At 66.6% G+C, this 19,723-nt stretch carries 19 protein-coding genes; 6 read left to right on the top strand and 13 right to left on the bottom strand.

What is annotated here, in order from left to right:
• Positions 1-4 precede the first annotated feature (4 nt).
• On the bottom strand, positions 5-1,786 hold the full coding sequence (locus AB5J73_RS07530) for a multicopper oxidase family protein (RefSeq protein ID WP_370968974.1): 1,782 nt from the start codon (positions 1,784-1,786) through the stop codon (positions 5-7).
• Positions 1,787-1,979: 193 nt separating this feature from the next.
• On the opposite strand from AB5J73_RS07530, the gene AB5J73_RS07525 reads away from it, so the two are divergent.
• Positions 1,980-2,774: an HAD-IIA family hydrolase gene (locus AB5J73_RS07525; protein ID WP_086860844.1), complete on the top strand. Its 795-nt coding sequence runs from the start codon at positions 1,980-1,982 to the stop codon at positions 2,772-2,774.
• Positions 2,775-2,811: 37 nt separating this feature from the next.
• Positions 2,812-3,612: a metallophosphoesterase gene (locus AB5J73_RS07520; RefSeq protein WP_370968973.1), complete on the top strand. Its 801-nt coding sequence runs from the start codon at positions 2,812-2,814 to the stop codon at positions 3,610-3,612.
• Here AB5J73_RS07520 and AB5J73_RS07515 read toward each other — a convergent pair whose 3' ends face one another.
• The 12 genes from AB5J73_RS07515 to AB5J73_RS07460 all read right to left on the bottom strand — a co-directional run bounded on the left by AB5J73_RS07515 (position 3,613) and on the right by AB5J73_RS07460 (position 13,084).
• Complete coding sequence (locus tag AB5J73_RS07515; RefSeq protein WP_370968972.1) at positions 3,613-3,987, bottom strand: YccF domain-containing protein; 375 nt, start codon at positions 3,985-3,987, stop codon at positions 3,613-3,615.
• A complete protein-coding gene (locus AB5J73_RS07510) occupies positions 3,987-4,742 on the bottom strand; it encodes a PhzF family phenazine biosynthesis protein (protein ID WP_370968971.1) in 756 nt (251 codons plus the stop codon). Before AB5J73_RS07510 ends, AB5J73_RS07515 begins: the two co-directional genes overlap by 1 nt.
• 62 nt (positions 4,743-4,804) lie before the next feature.
• Positions 4,805-6,217 (bottom strand): hypothetical protein, encoded by a 1,413-nt coding sequence (locus AB5J73_RS07505; protein ID WP_370968970.1) that lies wholly within the window; start codon positions 6,215-6,217, stop codon positions 4,805-4,807.
• A 14-nt stretch (positions 6,218-6,231) separates the two neighbouring features.
• A complete protein-coding gene (locus AB5J73_RS07500; protein WP_370968969.1) occupies positions 6,232-6,804 on the bottom strand; it encodes a DUF3558 family protein in 573 nt (190 codons plus the stop codon).
• Positions 6,801-7,298 (bottom strand): hypothetical protein, encoded by a 498-nt coding sequence (locus AB5J73_RS07495; protein WP_370968968.1) that lies wholly within the window; start codon positions 7,296-7,298, stop codon positions 6,801-6,803. The genes AB5J73_RS07500 and AB5J73_RS07495 overlap by 4 nt, the downstream gene beginning before the upstream one ends.
• Before the next feature lie 71 nt (positions 7,299-7,369).
• Positions 7,370-8,062, bottom strand: coding sequence for an ESX secretion-associated protein EspG (locus tag AB5J73_RS07490; RefSeq protein ID WP_370968967.1), 693 nt, complete (start codon positions 8,060-8,062; stop codon positions 7,370-7,372).
• Positions 8,063-8,096: 34 nt separating this feature from the next.
• Positions 8,097-9,311: a helix-hairpin-helix domain-containing protein gene (locus AB5J73_RS07485; RefSeq protein ID WP_370968966.1), complete on the bottom strand. Its 1,215-nt coding sequence runs from the start codon at positions 9,309-9,311 to the stop codon at positions 8,097-8,099.
• Positions 9,308-9,751: a hypothetical protein gene (locus tag AB5J73_RS07480; RefSeq protein ID WP_370968965.1), complete on the bottom strand. Its 444-nt coding sequence runs from the start codon at positions 9,749-9,751 to the stop codon at positions 9,308-9,310. The genes AB5J73_RS07485 and AB5J73_RS07480 overlap by 4 nt, the downstream gene beginning before the upstream one ends.
• Positions 9,748-10,323, bottom strand: a complete 576-nt coding sequence (locus tag AB5J73_RS07475) for a 4Fe-4S single cluster domain-containing protein (RefSeq protein WP_370968964.1) — start codon at positions 10,321-10,323, stop codon at positions 9,748-9,750. The genes AB5J73_RS07480 and AB5J73_RS07475 overlap by 4 nt, the downstream gene beginning before the upstream one ends.
• Positions 10,311-10,520, bottom strand: a complete 210-nt coding sequence (locus AB5J73_RS07470) for a DUF2997 domain-containing protein (protein ID WP_370968963.1) — start codon at positions 10,518-10,520, stop codon at positions 10,311-10,313. The genes AB5J73_RS07475 and AB5J73_RS07470 overlap by 13 nt, the downstream gene beginning before the upstream one ends.
• Entirely contained in the window at positions 10,517-12,142 is a 1,626-nt protein-coding gene (locus tag AB5J73_RS07465) for an AAA family ATPase (RefSeq protein WP_370968962.1), read from the bottom strand. Before AB5J73_RS07465 ends, AB5J73_RS07470 begins: the two co-directional genes overlap by 4 nt.
• 36 nt (positions 12,143-12,178) lie before the next feature.
• Positions 12,179-13,084 carry a hypothetical protein gene (locus AB5J73_RS07460; RefSeq protein ID WP_370968961.1) on the bottom strand — a complete coding sequence of 302 codons (906 nt, stop codon included), beginning with the start codon at positions 13,082-13,084 and terminating at the stop codon, positions 12,179-12,181.
• 133 nt (positions 13,085-13,217) lie between these two features.
• Here AB5J73_RS07460 and AB5J73_RS07455 point away from each other — a divergent pair, with 133 nt between their 5' ends.
• The 4 genes from AB5J73_RS07455 (at position 13,218) to AB5J73_RS07440 (ending at position 19,405) form a co-directional block, all read left to right on the top strand.
• On the top strand, positions 13,218-14,870 hold the full coding sequence (locus AB5J73_RS07455) for an AMP-binding protein (protein WP_370968960.1): 1,653 nt from the start codon (positions 13,218-13,220) through the stop codon (positions 14,868-14,870).
• Positions 14,871-15,647: 777 nt separating this feature from the next.
• Positions 15,648-16,790 carry an AAA family ATPase gene (locus tag AB5J73_RS07450; RefSeq protein WP_370968959.1) on the top strand — a complete coding sequence of 381 codons (1,143 nt, stop codon included), beginning with the start codon at positions 15,648-15,650 and terminating at the stop codon, positions 16,788-16,790.
• 177 nt (positions 16,791-16,967) lie between these two features.
• Positions 16,968-17,723 (top strand): hypothetical protein, encoded by a 756-nt coding sequence (locus tag AB5J73_RS07445; RefSeq protein ID WP_370968958.1) that lies wholly within the window; start codon positions 16,968-16,970, stop codon positions 17,721-17,723.
• Positions 17,720-19,405: a DUF262 domain-containing protein gene (locus AB5J73_RS07440; RefSeq protein WP_370968957.1), complete on the top strand. Its 1,686-nt coding sequence runs from the start codon at positions 17,720-17,722 to the stop codon at positions 19,403-19,405. Before AB5J73_RS07445 ends, AB5J73_RS07440 begins: the two co-directional genes overlap by 4 nt.
• Positions 19,406-19,723 lie beyond the last annotated feature (318 nt).

The raw sequence follows: 19,723 nt of genomic DNA, 5'->3' as shown, positions 1-19,723 counted from the left end.
CGGGTCAGCCGTCGTGGTGGTGGCCGCCGCCCGGGTGGACGTGGAACTTCGCCACCTCCGGCGGGTGCACGACGAACGGCCGCATCATGCCCTCGTCCTCGTGGTCGAGGATGTGGCAGTGGTACATGAACTGGCCGGTGCCGCCGCCGAACTGCCCGGCGACGCTCACCCACTGGCCGGGGTTCACGATGATCGTGTCCTTCCAGCCCTCCTCGTACTTCTCCAGCGGGACGTCGGTGAAGCCGTCGATCGGCGTCTTCGTCCGCTCGGTGGCCTGGTCGAACGTCGTGGTGAACTTCCGCCGGAAGAGCGCCTGGAACTCGGTCAGGTGGATGTGCACCGGGTGCGCCGGCCCGCCGTTCGCGACGTGCACGATGTTCCACACCGCCCACCGGTCGTGGTCGATGAAGATGCCGGTGGTGTCGTCGAAGATCCGGCCGATCATCCGGAACGTCTTCAGCCCGCCGTTCGGGTCCTGGAGCTGGATGATCCCCTCGCCGCCCGGGTCCGCCTCGACCTGCTCCAGGTCCCACATCTCCGGGTGGCCCGCCTTGTTCAGCAGCAGCGCGACCCAGACGTGGTCGTGGTCCTCCGGCAGCGTCGAGCCGTGCCGCAGCCGGACGTACGACGTCGAGATCTTCTCCGGCAGCCGGAACGGGTCGTGCTTGGCGCGGCCGTCGACCCGGAACTCCACCAGGTCCGGCTCGACCGTCCCCAGCCGCGGGTCGGCGTTGCGCAGCTTGAGCTTGCGCCCCTTGAACCGGCTGAAGTCGATCAGGACGTCGAACCGCTCGGCCGGGGCGACGGTCAGCCCGCCGGACGGCAGCGGCGCCGGCGCGGGCAGCAGGCCGCCGTCGGTGCCGATCAGGCGGACGGCGTCGTTGACCGGCGCGTTGTTCTCGTCGACCAGGTTGAGCGTGTAGAACCGCGAGTTGGCCGCGTTGAGCAGCCGGAAGCGGTACCACCGCGCGTCGACGTCGAGGTGCGGCCAGATCACGCCGTTGACCAGGTTGAACGGCCCGGTGAACGGGATCATCGGGCCGTTCGGCACCACCGGCACCTTGAACAGCAGCTGCCCGGTGAGCGCGCCGGTCGCCGGGTCGGTGTCGAGGTTCCGGTCGGTGATGACCAGCGGGATCTCGTGGTCGCCGTGCGGCAGGTCGAGCGCGTCCTCTTCGTCGTCGCGGACCAGGTACATCCCCGCCAGGCCGGTGTGGACGTTGAAGCGCGTGATCGCCATGGCGTGGTCGTGGTACCAGAGCGGCATCGCCGGCTGGCGGTTCTGGTACTCGGTGAGCTGCGAAGTGCCGTTGAGCCCGGCGTTGTGCGCCCAGCCGTCGTTGCCGGCGTTCGTGCGGGCGCCGTGGAGGTGGACGACCGTCCAGGCCGGCAGGTCCGCGACGCCCTCGATGATCGAGTAACCGGGCCGGTCGAGCTCACGGCCGGGACGGCCGGTCGGCCCGTCCGCCACCGGGCCCTGAACGGCGACGAGCGGGAACTCGCCGTCGATTTCGTTCGACCACGAAATCCGCAGTTGTTTGCCGCTGCGCACTTCGATCGTCGGACCCGGGAAATGTCCCGCGTACGTCCACAAGGTGCTCGGCGGCAATTGTGAGTGCAGCCGCTGGCGCTTCGTGATCATCGGAATGGTGATGGTGTCCTGGCCGCCCCACGAATGCGGCCGGTACACCGGCGGAACGCGCAGCGGGTCGAGGAACTTGGTGAGCCCCCAGTTCGGCGCGGCGATCGGCGTGGCGTCGACCGGGCGCTCGATGATTTCGGTCATGCGATCTCCCCTTTTGCGGACAGGGGGCAGGAAGAATCGCGGCGCCGCGGAACGCGCGGACGCCGTTGAATGGTATTCCCCCGAACCCCCTCGGTGACCGGCCCGCGAACTCCCCTCGCAATACCGGCAATTTCAACTGTAGCCGTTTTCGGCGGACGCCGCAGGTGCCTCACGCGCGTGATAGGTTCCGCGCATGAGCGAACGCCGGTGGACGTACCTCTCCGACATGGACGGCGTCCTGGTGAAGGAGGAGCACCTCGTCCCCGGGGCCGACGAGTTCCTCGCCGAGTTGAAGGCGAACGGCATCGACTTCCTGGTGCTGACGAACAACTCGATCTACACCCCGCGCGACCTGCGGGCCCGGCTCGAGCGGACCGGGCTCGACATCCCGGAGGAGTCGATCTGGACCTCCGCGCTGGCGACCGCGAAGTTCCTCTCGTCGCAGCGGCCGAACGGCTCGGCGTACGTCATCGGCGAGGCCGGCCTCACGACGGCGCTGCACGAGGTCGGCTACGTGCTGACCGAGCGCGACCCCGACTACGTCGTGCTGGGCGAGACCCGCACGTACAGCTTCAGCGCCATCACGCGCGCGATCCGGCTGATCGAAGGCGGCGCGAAGTTCATCGCGACGAACCCCGACGCGACCGGCCCCAGCCTCGAGGGCTCGATGCCGGCCACCGGGTCCGTCGCGGCGCTGATCGAGAAGGCCACCGGGCGCTCGCCGTACTACGTCGGCAAGCCGAACCCGCTGATGATGCGCTCGGCGCTGCGCCGGCTCGGCGCGCACTCGGAGTCGACGCTGATGATCGGCGACCGGATGGACACCGACGTGCACTCGGGCATCGAGGCCGGCCTGCAGACCATCCTGGTGCTCACCGGCATATCCACGCAGGAGTCGGCCGAACGCTATCCGTATCGCCCCACCCTCGTGCTCGACTCGATCGCCGACCTGATCGGGCGAACCACCGACCCGTTCGGCGAAGGCTGACGGTGGGCCGGGTGCGCGCAGGGCTTATCGTCACCGGATGAGCAAGTCCACCTACGTTGTGGGCGACGTGCACGGCCACCGTGACGAACTGGCCGAGGCACTGCGCGCCGAAGGCCTGGTCGACGACGAGGACAACTGGTCAGGGGGCGAGGACCAGCTGTGGTTCCTCGGTGACTTCGTCGACCGCGGGCCCGACGGCGTCGGCGCGATCGACCTGGTCATGCGGCTGGAGGCGCAGGCGGCCGAGGCCGGCGGCCAGGTGCAGACGCTGCTGGGCAACCACGAGATCCTCGCGCTGGGGATGTACCACTTCGGCGACGAGCCGGTGCCGTCCGACTTCGGGCCGCGCAGCTTCGCCCGCAGCTGGGAGATCAACGGCGGCCTGCTGTCGGACCAGGACCGGCTGACCCCGGAGCACATCGAGTGGCTGGCCGCGCGGCCGCTGGCCGCGCTCGCCGCCGACCACCTGCTGCTGCACTCGGACACGCTGGAGTACCTCGACTGGGGCTCGACGATCGAGGAGATCAACGAGTCCGCGGGCGAGATCCTCACGGGCTCGGACCTCGAGGCCTGGTGGGACGTCTGGCGCCGGATGACGACGCGCTACGCCTTCCGCGGCCCGGACGGCGAGGAGAACGCCCAGAAGCTGATGGACGCGCTCGGCGGGTCCCGGATCGTGCACGGGCACAGCGTCATCGCCGACCAGCTGGGGATCCACCCGACGCAGATCGAGGGCCCGTTCCTCTACGCCGGCGGCAAGGCGCTGGGCGTGGACGGCGGCCTGTTCGTCGGCGGGCCCTGCCTGGTGGTGCGGCTGCCGTACGAACCGGAGTCGTGATCAGGGGAGCTCGACGATCTCCTTGCCGAGCGGCACCAGCGACACCGGGATCATCTTGAAGTTCGCGACGCCGAGCGGGATGCCGACGATCGTGATGCACAGCGCGACGCCCGTGAAGATGTGCCCGAGCGCCAGCCACCACCCGGCGAAGACGAACCAGATGACGTTGCCGAGGCAGGACGCGGCGCCCGCGTCCCGCCGGTCGACGACCGTGCGCCCGAACGGCCAGAACGCGTAGTTCGCGATCCGGAACGACGCCAGCCCGAACGGGATGGTGACGATCAGGATGCAGCAGATGACGCCGGCGATCAGGTAGCCCACCGCCATCCAGAAGCCGCACAGGACGAGCCAGATGATGTTCAGCAGGACGCGCATCAGACGTGCAGCTCCCCGCTGAGGACGGTCACGGCCTGGCCGGCGAGGTGGACGCGGTCGCCGTCCTGGCGCGTCCGGACGATCCCGCCGCGCGCCGAGACCTGTGCGCCGACGAGCTCGGTGCGTTGGAGCTTCTCGGACCAGTACGGCGACAGGATGCAGTGCGCCGAGCCGGTGACGGGGTCTTCGTCGATGCCGACGCCGGGCCCGAAGAAGCGGCTCACGTAGTCCGTTTCGTCGCCCTTCGCGGTGACGAGCAACCGTCCGGTCCAGGTGTGCTTCAGCTTTTCGAGGTCGGGTTCCAGGTTTTTGACCGTTCCGGCGTCGGGGAGGACGGCGAAGAGGTTCTCGACGCCGCGTCCGGCGTACTCGATCTCGACACCGGGGAGGATTCCGGCCAGGTCGTCGTCGGTGGCCGACGGCGGGTCGGAGGGGAAGTCCAGCTCGACCCAGCCGTCCTTCGCGTTGGCGCGCAGCTCGCCGCTGAGGGTGGTGTAGACCTGCTCGCCGCCGAGCACGTGCGTGGTGGCGAGGGTGGCGTGGCCGCAGAGGGCGACCTCGACCTCGGGGGTGAACCACCTGAGCGACTTGGCGCCCGGCGCCGTCGTCACCACGAAAGCGGTCTCGGCGTGCTTCATCTCGGCGGCGACGGCCTGCATCCAGGTCGGGTCGGCGGGCTCGTCCAGCAGGACGACCCCGGCGGAGTTCCCGGCGAAGGCCCGGTCGGTGAAGGCGTCGACGATGAAGAAGCGCATGACCCCAATGTAGCGAGGGTGGGTGCGCCGCCTCCCGGCTCAGCCCGCCGGATGGGGGAAATCTAGGGGGTTTCCCCGATGGTCGGCCGCACGATCTTCTCGCCGTCGGGCCCGCGTTCGGGCTTGAGGTCGAAGACTTCGTCCTCGACGGCGTACTTGTTCTTGTGCTCCTTGTCGTCTTCCTTCTTCTTGCCGGCGCCAGCCGCTCCGGCGGCTCCGGCACCGCCCTTCCCCTTGGCCGCCGCGGCGGCGGTGGCCCCGCGTTCGAGCCGCTCACCGCTCTTGCCGGCACCGCTGCCCTTGCCCTCACCGGGTATCTCCTTGGGCACGCTCCCGGCGCTCCCCGCACTGCCGGACACCCGCGACCCGGCGAACCCGCTCCCGGCACGCCCCGGTTTGCTGCCGCGGGTGACGTCTCCGCCGCCGGGAGTGCCACCGGCGGTGGTCCCGGGCATGGCGAGCCCGTCGGGAGTCATGCGCGTGAAGGAGCTCGCGGCGGGCGCGGAGCGGAAGTTGGTGTTGCCGGCGAAGTTCCCGGGCCCGCCGGTACCGCTGGTGGCCCCGGGCGGGACGAAGGAAGCCGGCGGCGTCCCGGGCGCGGTCCCCGTCGTGCTCCCGGGGACGTAGCTGCCGCTGGTGCCACCGGGTCCAGTGCCTGTGCCGGTGAAGCCGGTTCCACCGGTCCCTCCGACCCCACCGGTCCCGCTAGTCCCGTGGAACCCACTGACCGAGGTGGAGTCGCCCTGCCCAAGCTGCGGCGGCGGCGCGTAGGTGGGCTGGGAGCTGGCGGTTTCGTGGTAGGTGCCGTCGAGGTTCTGCAGGACTTGAACGGCCTGCTGATGGGCGGCGTCGGCTTGTTGCTGCTTGGCCTGGATGCCGGCCATGGTGCCGCTCATGCCGACGAGGTCGCCGTTGTTGTACTGCTGCTTGGCCTTGTCGAGCTCGGCTTGCTGGTTGAAGCCGGTGGGCTCGGGCATGTTGGTCTTGGCGTAGTGGGCTGCCGCGGACTGCTGGGAGTAGTGGTTGGACGCCAGCTGCATCGCGGTGCCGGTTTGTTCCGTGTGCCCGGCGGTGCTTTGGAAGAACCCGTTGGCCTGGTCGGCAGCGGGTCCCTGCCAGGAGCCGCCCGCCGCCGTGGCCGCGTCGCGGAACTGGTTGGAGGCGTCGGCGAGCCAGTTGCCGTAGACGTTGGCCACCCGGCTGCGGTCGTTGAGGTCTTCGAGGTCCAAGTTGTTGTGGACCATGTCGTACAGCACTTCGTGCGGCTGGCTCGCGTAGTTCTCGTCCGGCACCGGTGCCCCGGAACGGAGGGTTTGCCCCTCCTGCAGGAGCTTCCCCTGCGCGACCGAATAGTCCGACGCGGCCTGCCGGGTGAGCCGCTGGCCGTCGGCCCCGTGACCTTCGAGCATCTGGGCGGTTTCCGCGTAGTAGTCACCCTCGGACTGGCGATGCTGCGCCCGGTGCGGCTGACTCATGGCTGGACTCCGTATCAGTTGGTCTTCGGCAGCAGTGGCTCGATCTTCTCCGCGAATCCTTCGACGAGCTTGCAGGCGTTGGCCGTGTCCGACCCTGAGGTCACCAGTACCAGGGCCCGGGACTTCGGTTTTACGTCCAGCCAGATGCCGCACTGCCCGGGCGATTGCTGGGGCTCGCGCACTTCAACCGCCGCTCGCTCGTTGACCTTTCCCTCACTTGCCTGGCTCGGGTTGCTGACGTTGTTCTTGTAACCTCGGCCAGGTTGAAGCGAAAGCGCCAGGTCGACCGGGTTTACGTCGCCTGCCCTCGGCTTGGTTGCAGCGCAACTTTCCTTCGCGTCGGCGACGGTCGGGACCGCAGTCGGGAAACCTTGGCCGGCGAGCGCTTGGTCCAGGAGCGAGCACGGTTTCATGGACGCGAACGGATCGTCCGGGGCACCCGCGGATGTAGCTGCACTGGACGGATCGGTACCGGCGGCGGTTGAACTCGGGTTTGCCTGGCCACCGACCTGACTGGTACACGCGGCCAGGGCCAGCGCCGCACAGACGGCAATGGTCAAGATCGCGGTGATGCGGTGAGAAGTCACTTTTCCTGCAGATTCTTGTTCAGGTCAGCGAACGCCACGGCGTGGGCATCTTCGGTTTCGCGATAGTTCTTTCGTGCGATCACCATCGCCTCACGTGCGTCTTCGACGCCGCGTTTCATAAGGAGAAGGTTGGGAATCAACGCTTGCGGATCGCCGTCGGCCGCTATCGCGTTGAACTCGGCTACTGTCTTGGCGTAGGTGCTGCCGCCCATGCGGGCGGCGCCAGCGAGAACATGCACGTCCCGGAGCATCTTGTCGTAGCCGTCGATGAAGAAGTCGCAGGCCTTGATGTACGCCTGGAACCCTTCCTCGTTCACCGCGAACTGACCGCTCTCGGCGAGGCCCTTCAGATGACTCCCACCCGTGCTGACCCGCTGCGCGGCCGCCGAATCGATCGGGCCGTCGACGATGCCCGACAGGAAGTTCGAGCCCGCGTCCCCAGCCGCCGGTGGTGGTGTGAACGAGCCCGGTGCGCCGAATTGCGAACCGCTCATGACGCCCTCCCCGTCGTCCGGCACCACCCTGCGTGGTCCCTTCGCACTGTACTAGTGACGAACGGCCGGCGTCAGTGGTTCCTGCCACGCTCCAGCAGCCAAGCCCGCAGGTGAGAACCATCCGAAGGGGTGAACGTCACCCGGGACGAACCGTCGGGTAGCGACTCGCTGAACATCAGGAACCGGCCGCCGTCGTTGTCCACGAACGTCACCGTCCCCACCGGCTTCAGCGCTCCCGAAGACCGGACCGACAGCTCCACCGTGCCGTAGCGGTGCAGGGGCCAGGCCGAAAACTCCGCCGCCAGCGCCGCCTCGCGTGGTGACCCGGGGGCCACGAACGTCAGCTCCGCCAGCGGCACCGGCCCGTACGCCGGCAGCATCCCGACCAGCAGGTCGACCAACCGGTCCGGGCGGGTCTGGGCGAACAGGATTTCGTCGCCTGAAAGCTCCGAAAACACGCCCAGCCCGTGGCCGACCGCCGCGCGGTAGAAGACCTGGCGGGTGTCCTCCGCCGCGCGGACGATGATCAGCACGTCCGGCTGGGTCCACGCCCTGAGCGTCTGCTCGACCTCGATGTCCAGCTTGTCCGGGCCGGCCAGGCCGCGCGCCCGCATCGACTCCCAGGCTTCGGCCGCGATGCGGTCGTGCTCGGTCAGGGTCCGGCCCGCGCTGCGGATTTCGAACGGGTGCCAGTTCGCCGGGAGACCGGTGCGCCGGACCGCGGTGTCGACCTCCGTCAGGCCCAGTGAGAATTCCTCCGGCACGTCCCCGAGCGTAGCGGAACCGCCACCCGCCGCTTCAGATGTCGAGCTGGCGCACGCCCGTCTCGGGCGCTGCCACCCGACTGGCCGTCGCCCGTCCGCGCAGGCGGACGATCTCGTGCGGCTGCAAGCCGATCGCGACGCCGAACGCCTCCACGTCGGGGAAGCCGCCCTGCCGCCGGCGCAGCTCCAACGCCGTCGTCACCCGCGACGGCGACAGTCCCGGCAACGACGCCAGCTCCGGGCCGGAAGCCGTGTTCACGTCCACCGACACCGGGGCGGGCGCAGGAGGCGGAGCCAAAGCGGGCATCGCAGCCGGGACGTACGCCTCGATCAGATCGTTCTCCCGCAGGTCCCGCGTCGCCAACCCGACCGTGAACACCCGCGTCCCCCCGCTGGACCGCACCGCCACCCCGTCCCTCGCCAGCGACAGGATCCGCAGGTCCGGGGAAACGACCGTGCTCCGCTCGTTGAACGTCGTCCCGATCGGCCGCAGCACCCGCGCCGGCGACCCGGTGGTGAACGCCGCGCTGCGCCCCTCCGGCACCTCGACCGCCGCCACCACCGAACCGTTGCCCAGGTCGCTGACGCCGTGCACCAGCACGGCCCCCTCGCGCCGCTCGAGGAAGTCGTGCGCGGGCTCCTGGAACGCCACCAAAGCGTCGCCGGCCAGCGGGGGTACGTCGCACTGGAAGCCCAGCAGCACCGTGCCCGGCGGCCCCGGCGGCAGCTCCTCGAGCGGACCCGCCGGGCCGAACAGCCCGAGCACCCGCATCGGCTCGCCGGCCGGGCGCCCGCCCCGCACCAGCGAGACCAACGCCCCGAAGCGCAGCACCCCTTCACGGACGACCACCGAAGCGTGGAACCCCGTCAGCTGGTCGAAACCCGGCGCCAGCACCGAACCGACGCCGTCCTGACGGCCGGTGTCCGGGCCGACGGCGTCGTCGGTGTACAGCTCCAGCGAGTCGCCGTTCGCCAGGTCGCGCCGCCCGACGGCGACGAAGACGTCCTTGAGGAACCCGGCGTCCGTGACCGCCTCGACGTCGCTGGAGAAGAACTTCTTCCGCACCATGATCCCGAGGCGCAGGTTGTCCGCGAGGACGAGATCACCCCGCCGCAGCCGCGCGCGGGCGCCGCGGACCGCGCGGCCCGCGCTGACCTGGCCGCCCGGGAGCTCGCCGAGGCCGGGGAGGGTGACGGAGTCGTTGAGCGCCTTGCCGAACTCGATCAGCCCGACCCTGACCTCGGTCACGACGTGGCGGCCAGCGTGACGCTGATCGACTGGTCGGCGTTCACCCGCTCCGATTCGACGACCATGCCGTTCGAAGCCGCGCGCGCCTTCAGCCGCGCGAGCACCGCCTGCTGCACCTGGGCGGCGTACGCCTCGTCGACCGACAGCACCAGCCGCTGGGCTTCGGCCTCGGCGAGGCCGGGACCGTCGACGTGGGCCAGCTGGACGCCTTCGGGGCCGTAGACGAACGTGATCCGGCGGCCCTCCCACGCGGCGACGACCGAGTTGCCGTCGTCGGTGACCTGCGCCCGCAGCCCGGTGAGCGCGCGGGCCAGCAGGTCGCGGTGCCGCATCCGGGTCCGCACGGTGACGACGCCCGGCTGCGCCTGCGCGTGCGCGGCGATCGTCGCGGCGTTGAGCTGGGCCAGCGCTTCGCTTCGCAGCTTCAGCGTGACACTCATCGGTGATCCCCTTCGAGCAGCGCTTCCAGTACTTCGGTGGTGGCGAACCCGTTCAGCTCGATCGCGCCGTCCGGGGCGATCGTCAGTTCCAGGCGGTTCGGCGTGGTGAAGATCGACTCGTCGTAGCGATCGGTCAGGAAGTGGAACCGCTGGTTGACCGACCCCACCCACGGCCGCGACGGCTCCGGCCGGTCCGCCAGGAACGGTCCGTCCACCAGCAGGTCCGTCGAGTCGAGCAGCTCCGACGGCGGCAGGTCCGCCAGGACGTGCCCGGTGAACGTCATCACCGAAAGCCCCGCTTCGCGCACGGCGGAAGCGAAGTGGCCCAGCGGCTCGGGCTGGTCGAACGGCTCGCCGCCGAGCAGCGTGACGCCTTCGATCCCGGGAATCGCGAGCACGTGCGAAACCAGGTCCGGCCACGGCATCGGTGTCCCGCCGCGCGTCGTCCACGTCTGCGGGTTGAAGCAGCCCGGGCAGCGCACCGAACACCCCTGCGTCCACACCGCGCACCGCAGACCGGGACCTTCGGCCGCGGTGACGTCGACGATCCGGTGCAGGTTCAGGAGTTCCATTGCTGCTGCGTCGCCGTGTTCTCGACCTCGGCGGCGGTCCGCCGGTAGTCCTCGGTGAACTCCGACGACACCGTTTCCGCGCCGAGCAGGTCCTCGAGCAGCGGGATGTAGTCGAGGCACTTGGACCCGGTCACGCCGTGCGTTTCGGCGCTGATCGAGCCGTCCTTGGCGATGGTGACGGTCACCCGGTGCGTCATACGTCGATCGTCCTTCCCCTCGGGGACTCCGGCGGCGGCGCCGAAACACGGGCGGCGGTGTCGACCTTGGCGGTGGTGTCCGTCGCGGCGACGGCCCGGGTCTCCGCCCAGTTCCGGATGGCCAGGATCTCGTCGGCCTGGGTGACCGACAGCGGCACGGTCGACTTCACCGCGCGAACGAGGTCGTCGCGGCGCAGCGGCCGCTTCTCGGCGAACGCGTCGACCAGCCCGGAGAGCACGGCCTGCTCGATCTCGGCGCCGCTGTAGCCCGCGCTGACGTCGGCGAGCTCGGCGAACAGCGCGTCGTCCAGCGGCAGCTCGCTGGCCACGAACGCGTCGGTGACGCGCTTGGCCAGGTGGATCCGCCAGATCGCGGCGCGCTCGGGCGCCGAGGGCAGGTCGACGAAGAAGATCTCGTCGAACCGGCCCTTGCGCAGGAACTCCGGCGGCAGCGAGCCGACCTGGTTCGCGGTCGCCATCACGAACACCGGCGCCGACTTCTCCTGCATCCAGGACAGGAACGTGCCGAACACGCGCCGCGCGGTGCCTCCGTCACCTCCGCCGCCCGCGCCCGCGAGGCCCTTCTCGATCTCGTCGACCCACAGCACGCAGGGCGCGATGCCTTCCGCGGTGCGGATGACCGTGCGGATGTTCTTCTCGCTGGAGCCGACGAGCCCGGCGAAGACGCGCCCGAGGTCCAGCCGCAGCAGCGGCAGCCGCCACATGTTCGCGACGCACACCGCGGACAGGCTCTTGCCGCAGCCGGGCACGCCGGTGAGCAGCAGGCCCTTCGGCGCCGCGAGGTTGTACGCCGACGCGGCGGGCGTCCACGTGCCGGTGCGCTTGGTCAGCCAGCGCTTGAGCCGGTCCAGCCCGCCGACGGCGTCGAAGCTCGTCTCCGCCGGGACGATGTCGAGCATCCCGGACCGGCGGACGGCCTGGCGCTTCTCGGCGAGGATCAGCTCGAGGTCGCTGGGGTCGAGCCCGCCGCCCTCGACCAGGGCCCTGGCGAACGCGTTCTCGGCTTCGGGCAGCGTCAGCCCGCGCGCCGCGGCGACGATCATGTCCCGGTCGTCGCGGTCGATGCTGATCCGGACGTTCTGCCGGTGCGCGGCGACCATGCCGTCCAGCAGCTCGCCGATCTGGCGCTGGTCGGGCAGCGGGAAGTCGACGACGGTCGCGTCGTGCTCCAGCTCCGGCGGCACCGGCAGGGACGGCGACACGAGGATCAGGCTCAGCGGCACCGGCCGGGTCTTGAACGCGGCCGCGAGCTCGCGCAGCCGGCGCACGACGTCCGGGTCGGGCCGGTGCCCGCCTTCGGACACCAGCGACGGGTGCAGGTCGGCGAAGACGAACACGGCGGGCTCACCCCAGCCGTAGACCCGCTCGAGCGCGGCGGCCGCGGTGCGGGTGTCGCTGATCGGCGGGCCACCCGCGGGCGCGAGCCCGGTGGTCGACGACCAGACGTACACCCGGCGCGGCGTCCGCAGCCGCTGCTGGTCCTCCGCGACCGCGCGGATCTCCCGCAGCACCCGCTGCTCTTCGTGCGTCTCGACGACCAGCAGCGGGTAGCGCGCCTGCAGCAACTGGGTCAGCTCGTCGCGAAACCCCTGGCCGGCCATCGATCGCCCCCTCGAAGTCCGTCCGGACCCTACCAGTCACGCGTCGACGAGAAGGACCTCGTAGGTCGGGCTGGTGGGCGGGTAACCGCTGAAGATGTGGGAGTTGACGACGGCCAGCCGATCGCCGACCTTCGCCGCCGAAACCGGCTGGTCGAACAGCGGATCGGTGATCGTGCCGGCCGCGGTGCCGCGGCTCAGGTCGCCGTCGAGGCACCACCGGCTGATCGTGTCGTCGAGCTGCACCGCCCACAGCCGGCGGCCGTCCAGCACGAGGCTGACGACGCTGGGCGCGGTCACGCCCGCGATCTCCGCGCTGACCCCGGTGGCCGGGTTGATCTTGTACACCTTCCCGGGCGTCGTGGCGGCCACGAGCAGGGCGTCGCCGGCCGGCGTGGCGATGATGTCGTTCATGAAGAAGGTGTCGGGGGAGCCGCCCGCCCCCGGCCCGCTCAGCGGCAGGGTGCGCGGGGTGCCGAGCACGCCACCGACGTTCGGCACGAAGAACAGCTGCGGGTGGTAGGAGTCGGTGAACCACGCGCCGTACGGGGTCACCGCCACGTCGTTGACGTAGGAGGTCTGCGGGTCGCCGAAGGTGAAGTCCGCGACCTTCGCCTTGGTGCGCACGTTGTAGACGTAGGCCTTGCCGCCCTTGCCGCCGGCGACGAACAGCAGGTCGTGGCGCCGGTCCAGGTCCACCCCGGCCGCCATCTGCCCGGGTGGCGCTTCGATGAAGCGCTCGGCTGTCCCCCGCTTGACGTCCTCGCGGAAGATCGTGCCGGCGATGAGGTCGCCGGTGTAGTGGGTGCCGCCGCCGGCCGGGGTGATCCCTTCGGCGGACGTGGCGCCGGGCAGCACGATCACGCGGGTCGCCGCCGGCGCCGGGGTGGCCACGGCGAGCACGAGCACCAGGACCACCGAAGGCAGAGCCAGGATTCTTCGCATCGGATTCCCTCCCTCTTCCGAGTGGAATCCTGCCACCGATCGTGGCCGCCGAAGCGGAACTTCCCGGCGACTGGCTACCGGCTACGGCGGTTCTTAGACTCGGCGGCAGTCACCGTCGACTTCAGGAGGCACCATGCCTGACGCGCCCGCCCTGCCGAGCTACGCCTCGGGGATCTCCGAGGTGCCGCTGCTCGGGGACACGATCGGGGACAACTTCGATCGGACGGTGGCGGCGTTCGGGGACCGGGACGCCCTGGTGGACCGGGCCGCGGGGAAGCGGTGGACCTACCGGGAGCTGGCCGCCGAGGTGGACGCGCTGGCGCTGGGGCTGCTCGCGCGGGGGATCGGCAAGGGCGACCGGGTGGGGATCTGGTCGCCGAACCGGGCGGAGTGGACGTTCCTGCAGTACGCGACGGCGAAGATCGGCGCGATCCTGGTCAACATCAACCCCGCCTACCGGTCGCACGAGCTGGAGTACGTGCTGAACCAGGCCGGGATCCGGCTGCTGGTGGCTTCGGACGCGTTCAAGACCTCCGACTACCCGGCGATGGTGGAGGAGGTGCGGGAGAAGTGCGCCGCGCTCGAGCACGTCGTGATCCTGGGCAGCGAAACCTGGCAGGGCCTGCTGGAGTCGGGCGGTGACCCGGCGCGGCTGGCGCACCTGCAGGCGGGGTTGTCGGCGGACGACCCGATCAACATCCAGTACACGTCCGGGACGACGGGCTTCCCGAAGGGCGCGACCCTGTCGCACCACAACATCCTGAACAACGGGTTCTTCGTCGGGGAGCTGTGCGGGTACACGGAGGCGGACCGGGTGTGCATCCCGGTGCCCTTCTACCACTGCTTCGGGATGGTGATGGGCAACCTGGCCTGCACCAGCCACGGCGCGTGCATGGTTATCCCGGCGCCGGCGTTCGATCCGAAGGCGACGCTGGAGGCGGTGGCGGCGGAGCGGTGCACGTCGCTCTACGGCGTCCCGACGATGTTCATCGCCGAGCTCAACCACTCCGATTTCGGCGAGTTCGACCTGTCGTCGTTGCGGACCGGGATCATGGCGGGGTCGCCGTGCCCGGTGGAGGTGATGAAGCAGGTCATCGAACGGATGGGCATGGGTGAGGTGTCGATCTGTTACGGCATGACCGAAACCTCGCCGGTGTCGACGCAGACCCGCGCGGACGATTCGGTCGAGCGCCGGGTCTCCACGGTCGGCCGGGTCGGGCCGCACCTGGAGGTCAAGGTGGTGGATCCGGAGACCGGGCTGACGGTGCCGCGCGGCGAGCCGGGTGAGCTGTGCACCCGCGGCTATTCGGTGATGCTGGGGTACTGGGAGCAGCCGGACAAGACCGCGGAGGCGATCGACGCCGCGCGGTGGATGCACACCGGCGACCTGGCGGTCATGGACGGCGCCGGGTACGTCAACATCACCGGGCGGATCAAGGACATGGTGATCCGGGGCGGGGAGAACCTGTACCCGCGGGAGATCGAGGAGTTCCTCTACACGCACCCGGACATCCTGGACGCGCAGGTGATCGGGGTGCCGGACGAGAAGTACGGCGAGGAACTGATGGCGTGGGTCCGGATGCGGGACGGCGCCGAACCGCTGACCACCGAGAAGGTGCGGGAGTTCTGCGAGGGCAAGCTGGCCCGGTACAAGATCCCGCGGTACGTCCACGTCGTCGAGGAGTTCCCGATGACGGTGACGGGGAAGGTCCGCAAGGTGGAGATGCGGGAGAAGTCGATCACCCTGCTGGGCCTGGAGAACGCAGCCGCGGCGAAGCACGCCTAAACCACTCGGGACGTCCGGGCGTTGGCCCTTCGCAACCGCGCGAAGGGAGGCAAGCGACGATCATCCTCGGCTGGGAATGGTGAGTTCCTGAAAGATCGTGAAGGCCGCTTTGCGGAACTACAACCTCCTCAAGGTGGCCTTTTGCGAACGGGCACGTCAGCCGCGGCCATCGCCTTCGCGGACTGCTGCGGCGGCACCCCGGTCGAGGACGGCGCTGCGCCGGACGACCGGCTCAAGTGGCCCTCCCACGAGCGCCGACGACAGTCACGACGGTGCGGCGAGGGTGCCTTGAGCAGCACACTTAGTGTGATCGGTTTCAGATCATCTGAACATGCAGATGACCGGATCCGGTTCTTTCCGGCTGACTGCCGCGCCGTTCCATTTCGCAGATGGCCTCCGCCATCTGCGCCGAGAGCAATCTTGATGTGGCTGTGGGGCGACAACGCTTTGCGCAACTGACCTGCCGCATGCCTTGGCGACTGGTCTCGTGGTGGCGCTTCGATTTACCTCAGGGAGCGGAGGTGCTTCCAAGGCATCCCATGAGACAGATCGCTCTCAATGCGACCGGCGGATCGGTGCCGGCCGACTCAAGGGTCAGCAATTCGGCGGTTGACTTCCGAGTCACTGGTTGATAAGGGCCAATGCCTCGTCGAAAGCAAGTTCTAACCTGGTTGAGGGTCGAAACATCTCGAAGAACTTCGTGCGGCTGCGTGAGGTGCGCTGTATGCTGGTCGGCCTGCCAGGTAGGAGGATGGATGCCGCGATTCGGAGGTTGCTGTGGCTCTGACAGCCATTGAATGCCGCGGCTACAAGGCATTTGACCAGCATGTTCGTGTGGAGCTTCGGCGCCTGACGGTCCTGTTCGGCAAGAACAATAGCGGCAAGACCAGTCTTGCTCGGTTGCCGATTTTTGCGCTGGCGAGTCTGTCAAGCGCTGAGATGTTCCGACTGCGCACGCCTGTTTTGTCTTTCGGAAATTCTTTTCTTGACGTGGCGAGTGCAAGTCAGGCTCATCCCTCGATAATGCTTGGTGTTGAGTTTGGCTCTTCGGCTCTTCGTGTCGAGCTGCAACGTATCGTGGGATATTCTGGGCAAGAGATGGTTGCACCTGTATTTGTGGATGTCGACGACGGAGCCTTGATATTCGAATCTTCGCGTCGCCTTGCGGAGTCGCATGAATCTTGGAAGAAGATCATGGGTGAGAGAGGTGGCGAGCGGTATGCGGCACTTCGCGCCAGGCAGGCAGAGTTGGCACAAATTTCGGACCAGGTGATGCATATCCCTGGAGCTCGACCGGCCATCCATGCAACGTATCAGATGCGCGCACCCAATTCACCTTCCGTATTCGAAGTACCCTACGTGCTTGCGAGCAGCGCGACTGTGAGGGATACGGTCGAAGATTGGTTCGCCAAGAACCTAGATGGAACCCGAATCATGATTGATCGTGCTGGGTTTGCCTTCAGGTTCCTTGTTGACACAGGCAATGGCGCGGTAAATCTCGCTCATGCAGGACGAGGCACGCAATCGGCGCTTACCATGGTTGCCAATATGGCCGTCGCGGCCATTGATTCTGGAGGGACCAGTCTTGTCGTGGTTGAAGAGCCCGAAGAGCATCTTCATCCTTCGGCTCATGGCGGACTTGCGGATCTTGCGATCGGGACATCGGAGAAAGCGCGAGTTGTCGTCGAGACTCATTCGGAAAACTTCATATTGAGGATCAGGCGTCGTATAGCCGAAGGTTTGATAAGTCCATCTGATGTGGGCATTTACTTCGTCGACAGTGATCATAGTGTCAATGAAGTCGCCATAGACCGCCAAGGAATCGCGCGCAACTGGCCCGCCGGAATATTCGAGGATGATATCGAAGAAGCTGAGGCGATCGTGACGTCTCGCTTATCGGCCTCAGGTGAGATGGAGTAGGCCGAGATGCTCTTGCGGTTTTCTGCAGACTGTCCTATTTTCTTGCCGAAAAATGTGAAGGACCTCATCAGGGTTCTCCAGAGTGTCGAGAGCGGAAGGAACATCCTGGTCGAACCTCGGGTCAGCGAGCTCGAAAAAATAATTCCGAGCTCAATATGGCGGCTCTACGAGGACTCCGTGAAGCAGTCGTACAAGAGGGCGGTCAGTGCCAAGTTCAAGATATTTCCGATGAGTAACTGTAGTCATTGTGACCCGAAAAAATTGGCGAACTTTGTATCGTTTCCACTGACGGTAATTCTCGAAAATGTCGAAACCGATGGTGCATGGCTGAGGATGCTGGTGGCCAAGTTGCGGCCGGCACTGAAGCGATTCTTCGACGTCAATCCGCCGCATGTGGAGCTGTACAATGCTGGCGGCATTGGTGAGATCCCGAAGGCGTTGAGTCGTGTTGTAGAGGAGCGGTCAAAAGCTGGGCCTGTAGGGACCTTGCCGCGAGTCATGGCCGTGGCGGATAGTGATGCAAAGAGTCCTGGAGCCCCGGCGAATAATGCAGTGGAAGTGTCGCGTAAAGCTCAAAAACTTGGTGTGATTTCACATGTTCTCTCCAAGCGTACAATAGAAAACTACATACCTGATCGAGCGCTCCTTGCCTACTGCGAAAAGCGTGTTGATCGAAGGCCTGCCGGTTTGATGATCACGTCGCTTGGTCGTGAAGCGCGAGATCATTACCCAATGAAAGAGGGGCTGTCTGGCGGCGAGATTGCGGTTTCAAAAATCTATCCCGCCAACACGATGGTGAAGCTCGGCTTGGGGGATTTCGTTTTGGATCTGTTGAATAACTTTTATCACACTATAGAAGTGCATGACCTGCATTATCGCGATGGAAAGAATGAGCTTAACGGCCTGCTCGATACCTTGGAGGGGAATCTATGACCGCGGCTGACAGGGGCGGCCCCGTTGTTGAGGTGCGCCCCGAAGTCATGTTCTTGTCGGAGCTGTTGGATGAGCTGACAAAGGGAAAGATTCGCATCCCGAGGTTTCAGCGGCCGTTTGTGTGGCGTCGCGATCAGATGACCGACCTGCTCGACTCTGTTTACAATCAGTATCCGATCGGCAGCCTGTTGGTCTGGGAGACTGACGTATCGATCGCCACTTTGCCTCGTTTGGGCCCGTTTAGCTTTCCGACTGGCGACGATCGCCATGCCGGCTATTTGCTGGACGGCCATCAGCGTCTGTCGACTTTGGCCGGAGCATTGGTTGCGCGTGATGGAAGTATCCCTGGCGACAATGACCAAGATTCCGGTCGTTGGAACCTTGCGTGGAACATGCAGACTTCCCGGTTCCAGCACGGTCGGGCAGAGGATCAGCCTGGGGTCCTTTTTCCGCTGACTTCGCTGCTGGATACGCTGCTGTTCTTTGAGGCGGTTGATACCGCGCGAAAGGCGATTGAGGGATCGGGACAGGTGGCCGAAGCTCGAATTCAGGAGTTGAGTAGGGTTGCCAGGGCTTTTCAGCACTACCGTGTTCCTGTGATCCGGATCAGGCAGACGGGCCTTTCCGAGGCGGTCGAAATTTTCGCTCGCCTTAATTCAAAAGGCCAGTCAATGAGTGCTGATCAAATGGTAAGCGCGCTCATGTATAATCAAGATGGCGACGCCGAACAATTCGATCTTGCTTCGAAAATCGATGAGATCCTAATGGGTCTTGGTGAGAAGAACTTTGGGGACGTCGATCGGACGGCGATCTTGCGGGCAATTCTCGCCAATTTGGATGAAGATATTTACCGTACCGACTGGACGAGGTTGGCGAGCACTAGAAGGAAGGATCTCGGTGCGAAGCTGCATGAGGGTGTGAAGAGTGCGACGGCAAGTCTGGGGCTTGCTTTGGATTTCCTTCACGGTGAGGGTGTCAAAATCAGCAGGCTTCTCCCGTACTCGATGCAGTTGGTGGTTCTGAGTGCGTTCTTTGACAAAGCTCCGAGGCCGACAAAGAAACAGTACGCTTTTCTGCAACGTTGGTTTTGGGTTTCCTCATTCTCCGGATGGTTCGGGGGCGCCAACCCGTCTCGGGTCAATTCACTTGTTGCGGAATTTCGCACTATTGCGGAAAACGGTGTCCCTGGGGCGCTTGAGAATTTTGACCTCGAGGCCAGCGCCTTGCCGTATCCTGCCAACTTTGACATGCGCAGTGCGCGAACTCGCGCTCTTCTTTTGGTTATGCTTTCGCTGCAGCCTCGTGAGGTTGACGGAACGGTTATCGAAGACCCGTGGTTTGAGATAGCAAAAAAGGGACCCAGTGCCGTAGGGCATATTGTCGGAGCAATTCCCAAGGAAATTTCTGGGAATCCGGCGAATCGAATGATCCGCCCGCCTCATGTGGCAAATGGATACCTCTGGCGCTGGGTTCAGGACGAGTTGTCCGGTGCTGACGACAGAGTGCTCCGTTCCCATAGCTTCAACAGGGAAGCTCTGAGACTCTTGGAAAAGCGCAAGATCGCCGAGTTCGTCCAGATTCGTCAAGGGCTGTTGGTTGACGCCGAACGTCGCTTCCAGCGAAAAGTTGGAGTTACTGAAAGTAGTGCGGTCGTGGGAGACAGCCCAATCGATACAGAGTGATTTGTGCTGCTTCGGTCGATCGATGTTCGACTAGGTGCAACACCGCCCAGGTGAAGGGCGAGGTTGCGATGACGCGAGTCCAGAAGTGCCGTTCTGGCAGGCCGGCGGGTGATCGGTAACGCACCCCGCCAGCCAGGCCCGGTCCGGCTGACCCCCGCGAGCGGAAACAGATCGCCTGCCTGACTGGCGCCGGTCACGGCCCTCGTGTGACATAAGCCGGCGAAGCTGGCTGTCCCCCAAGTACGCTGTGGCAGGCGGGGTGGTTCGTGATGTTGCTGCGCCTGTACGGCGGACGGGACGCGGCCACTGTCACGGCGG

The sequence above is a fragment of the Amycolatopsis sp. cg9 genome, from assembly GCF_041346945.1.
Classification (GTDB): domain Bacteria; phylum Actinomycetota; class Actinomycetes; order Mycobacteriales; family Pseudonocardiaceae; genus Amycolatopsis.
Note: the sequence above shows the minus strand (reverse complement) of the source record. Positions and strands in the feature narration are given on the sequence as shown.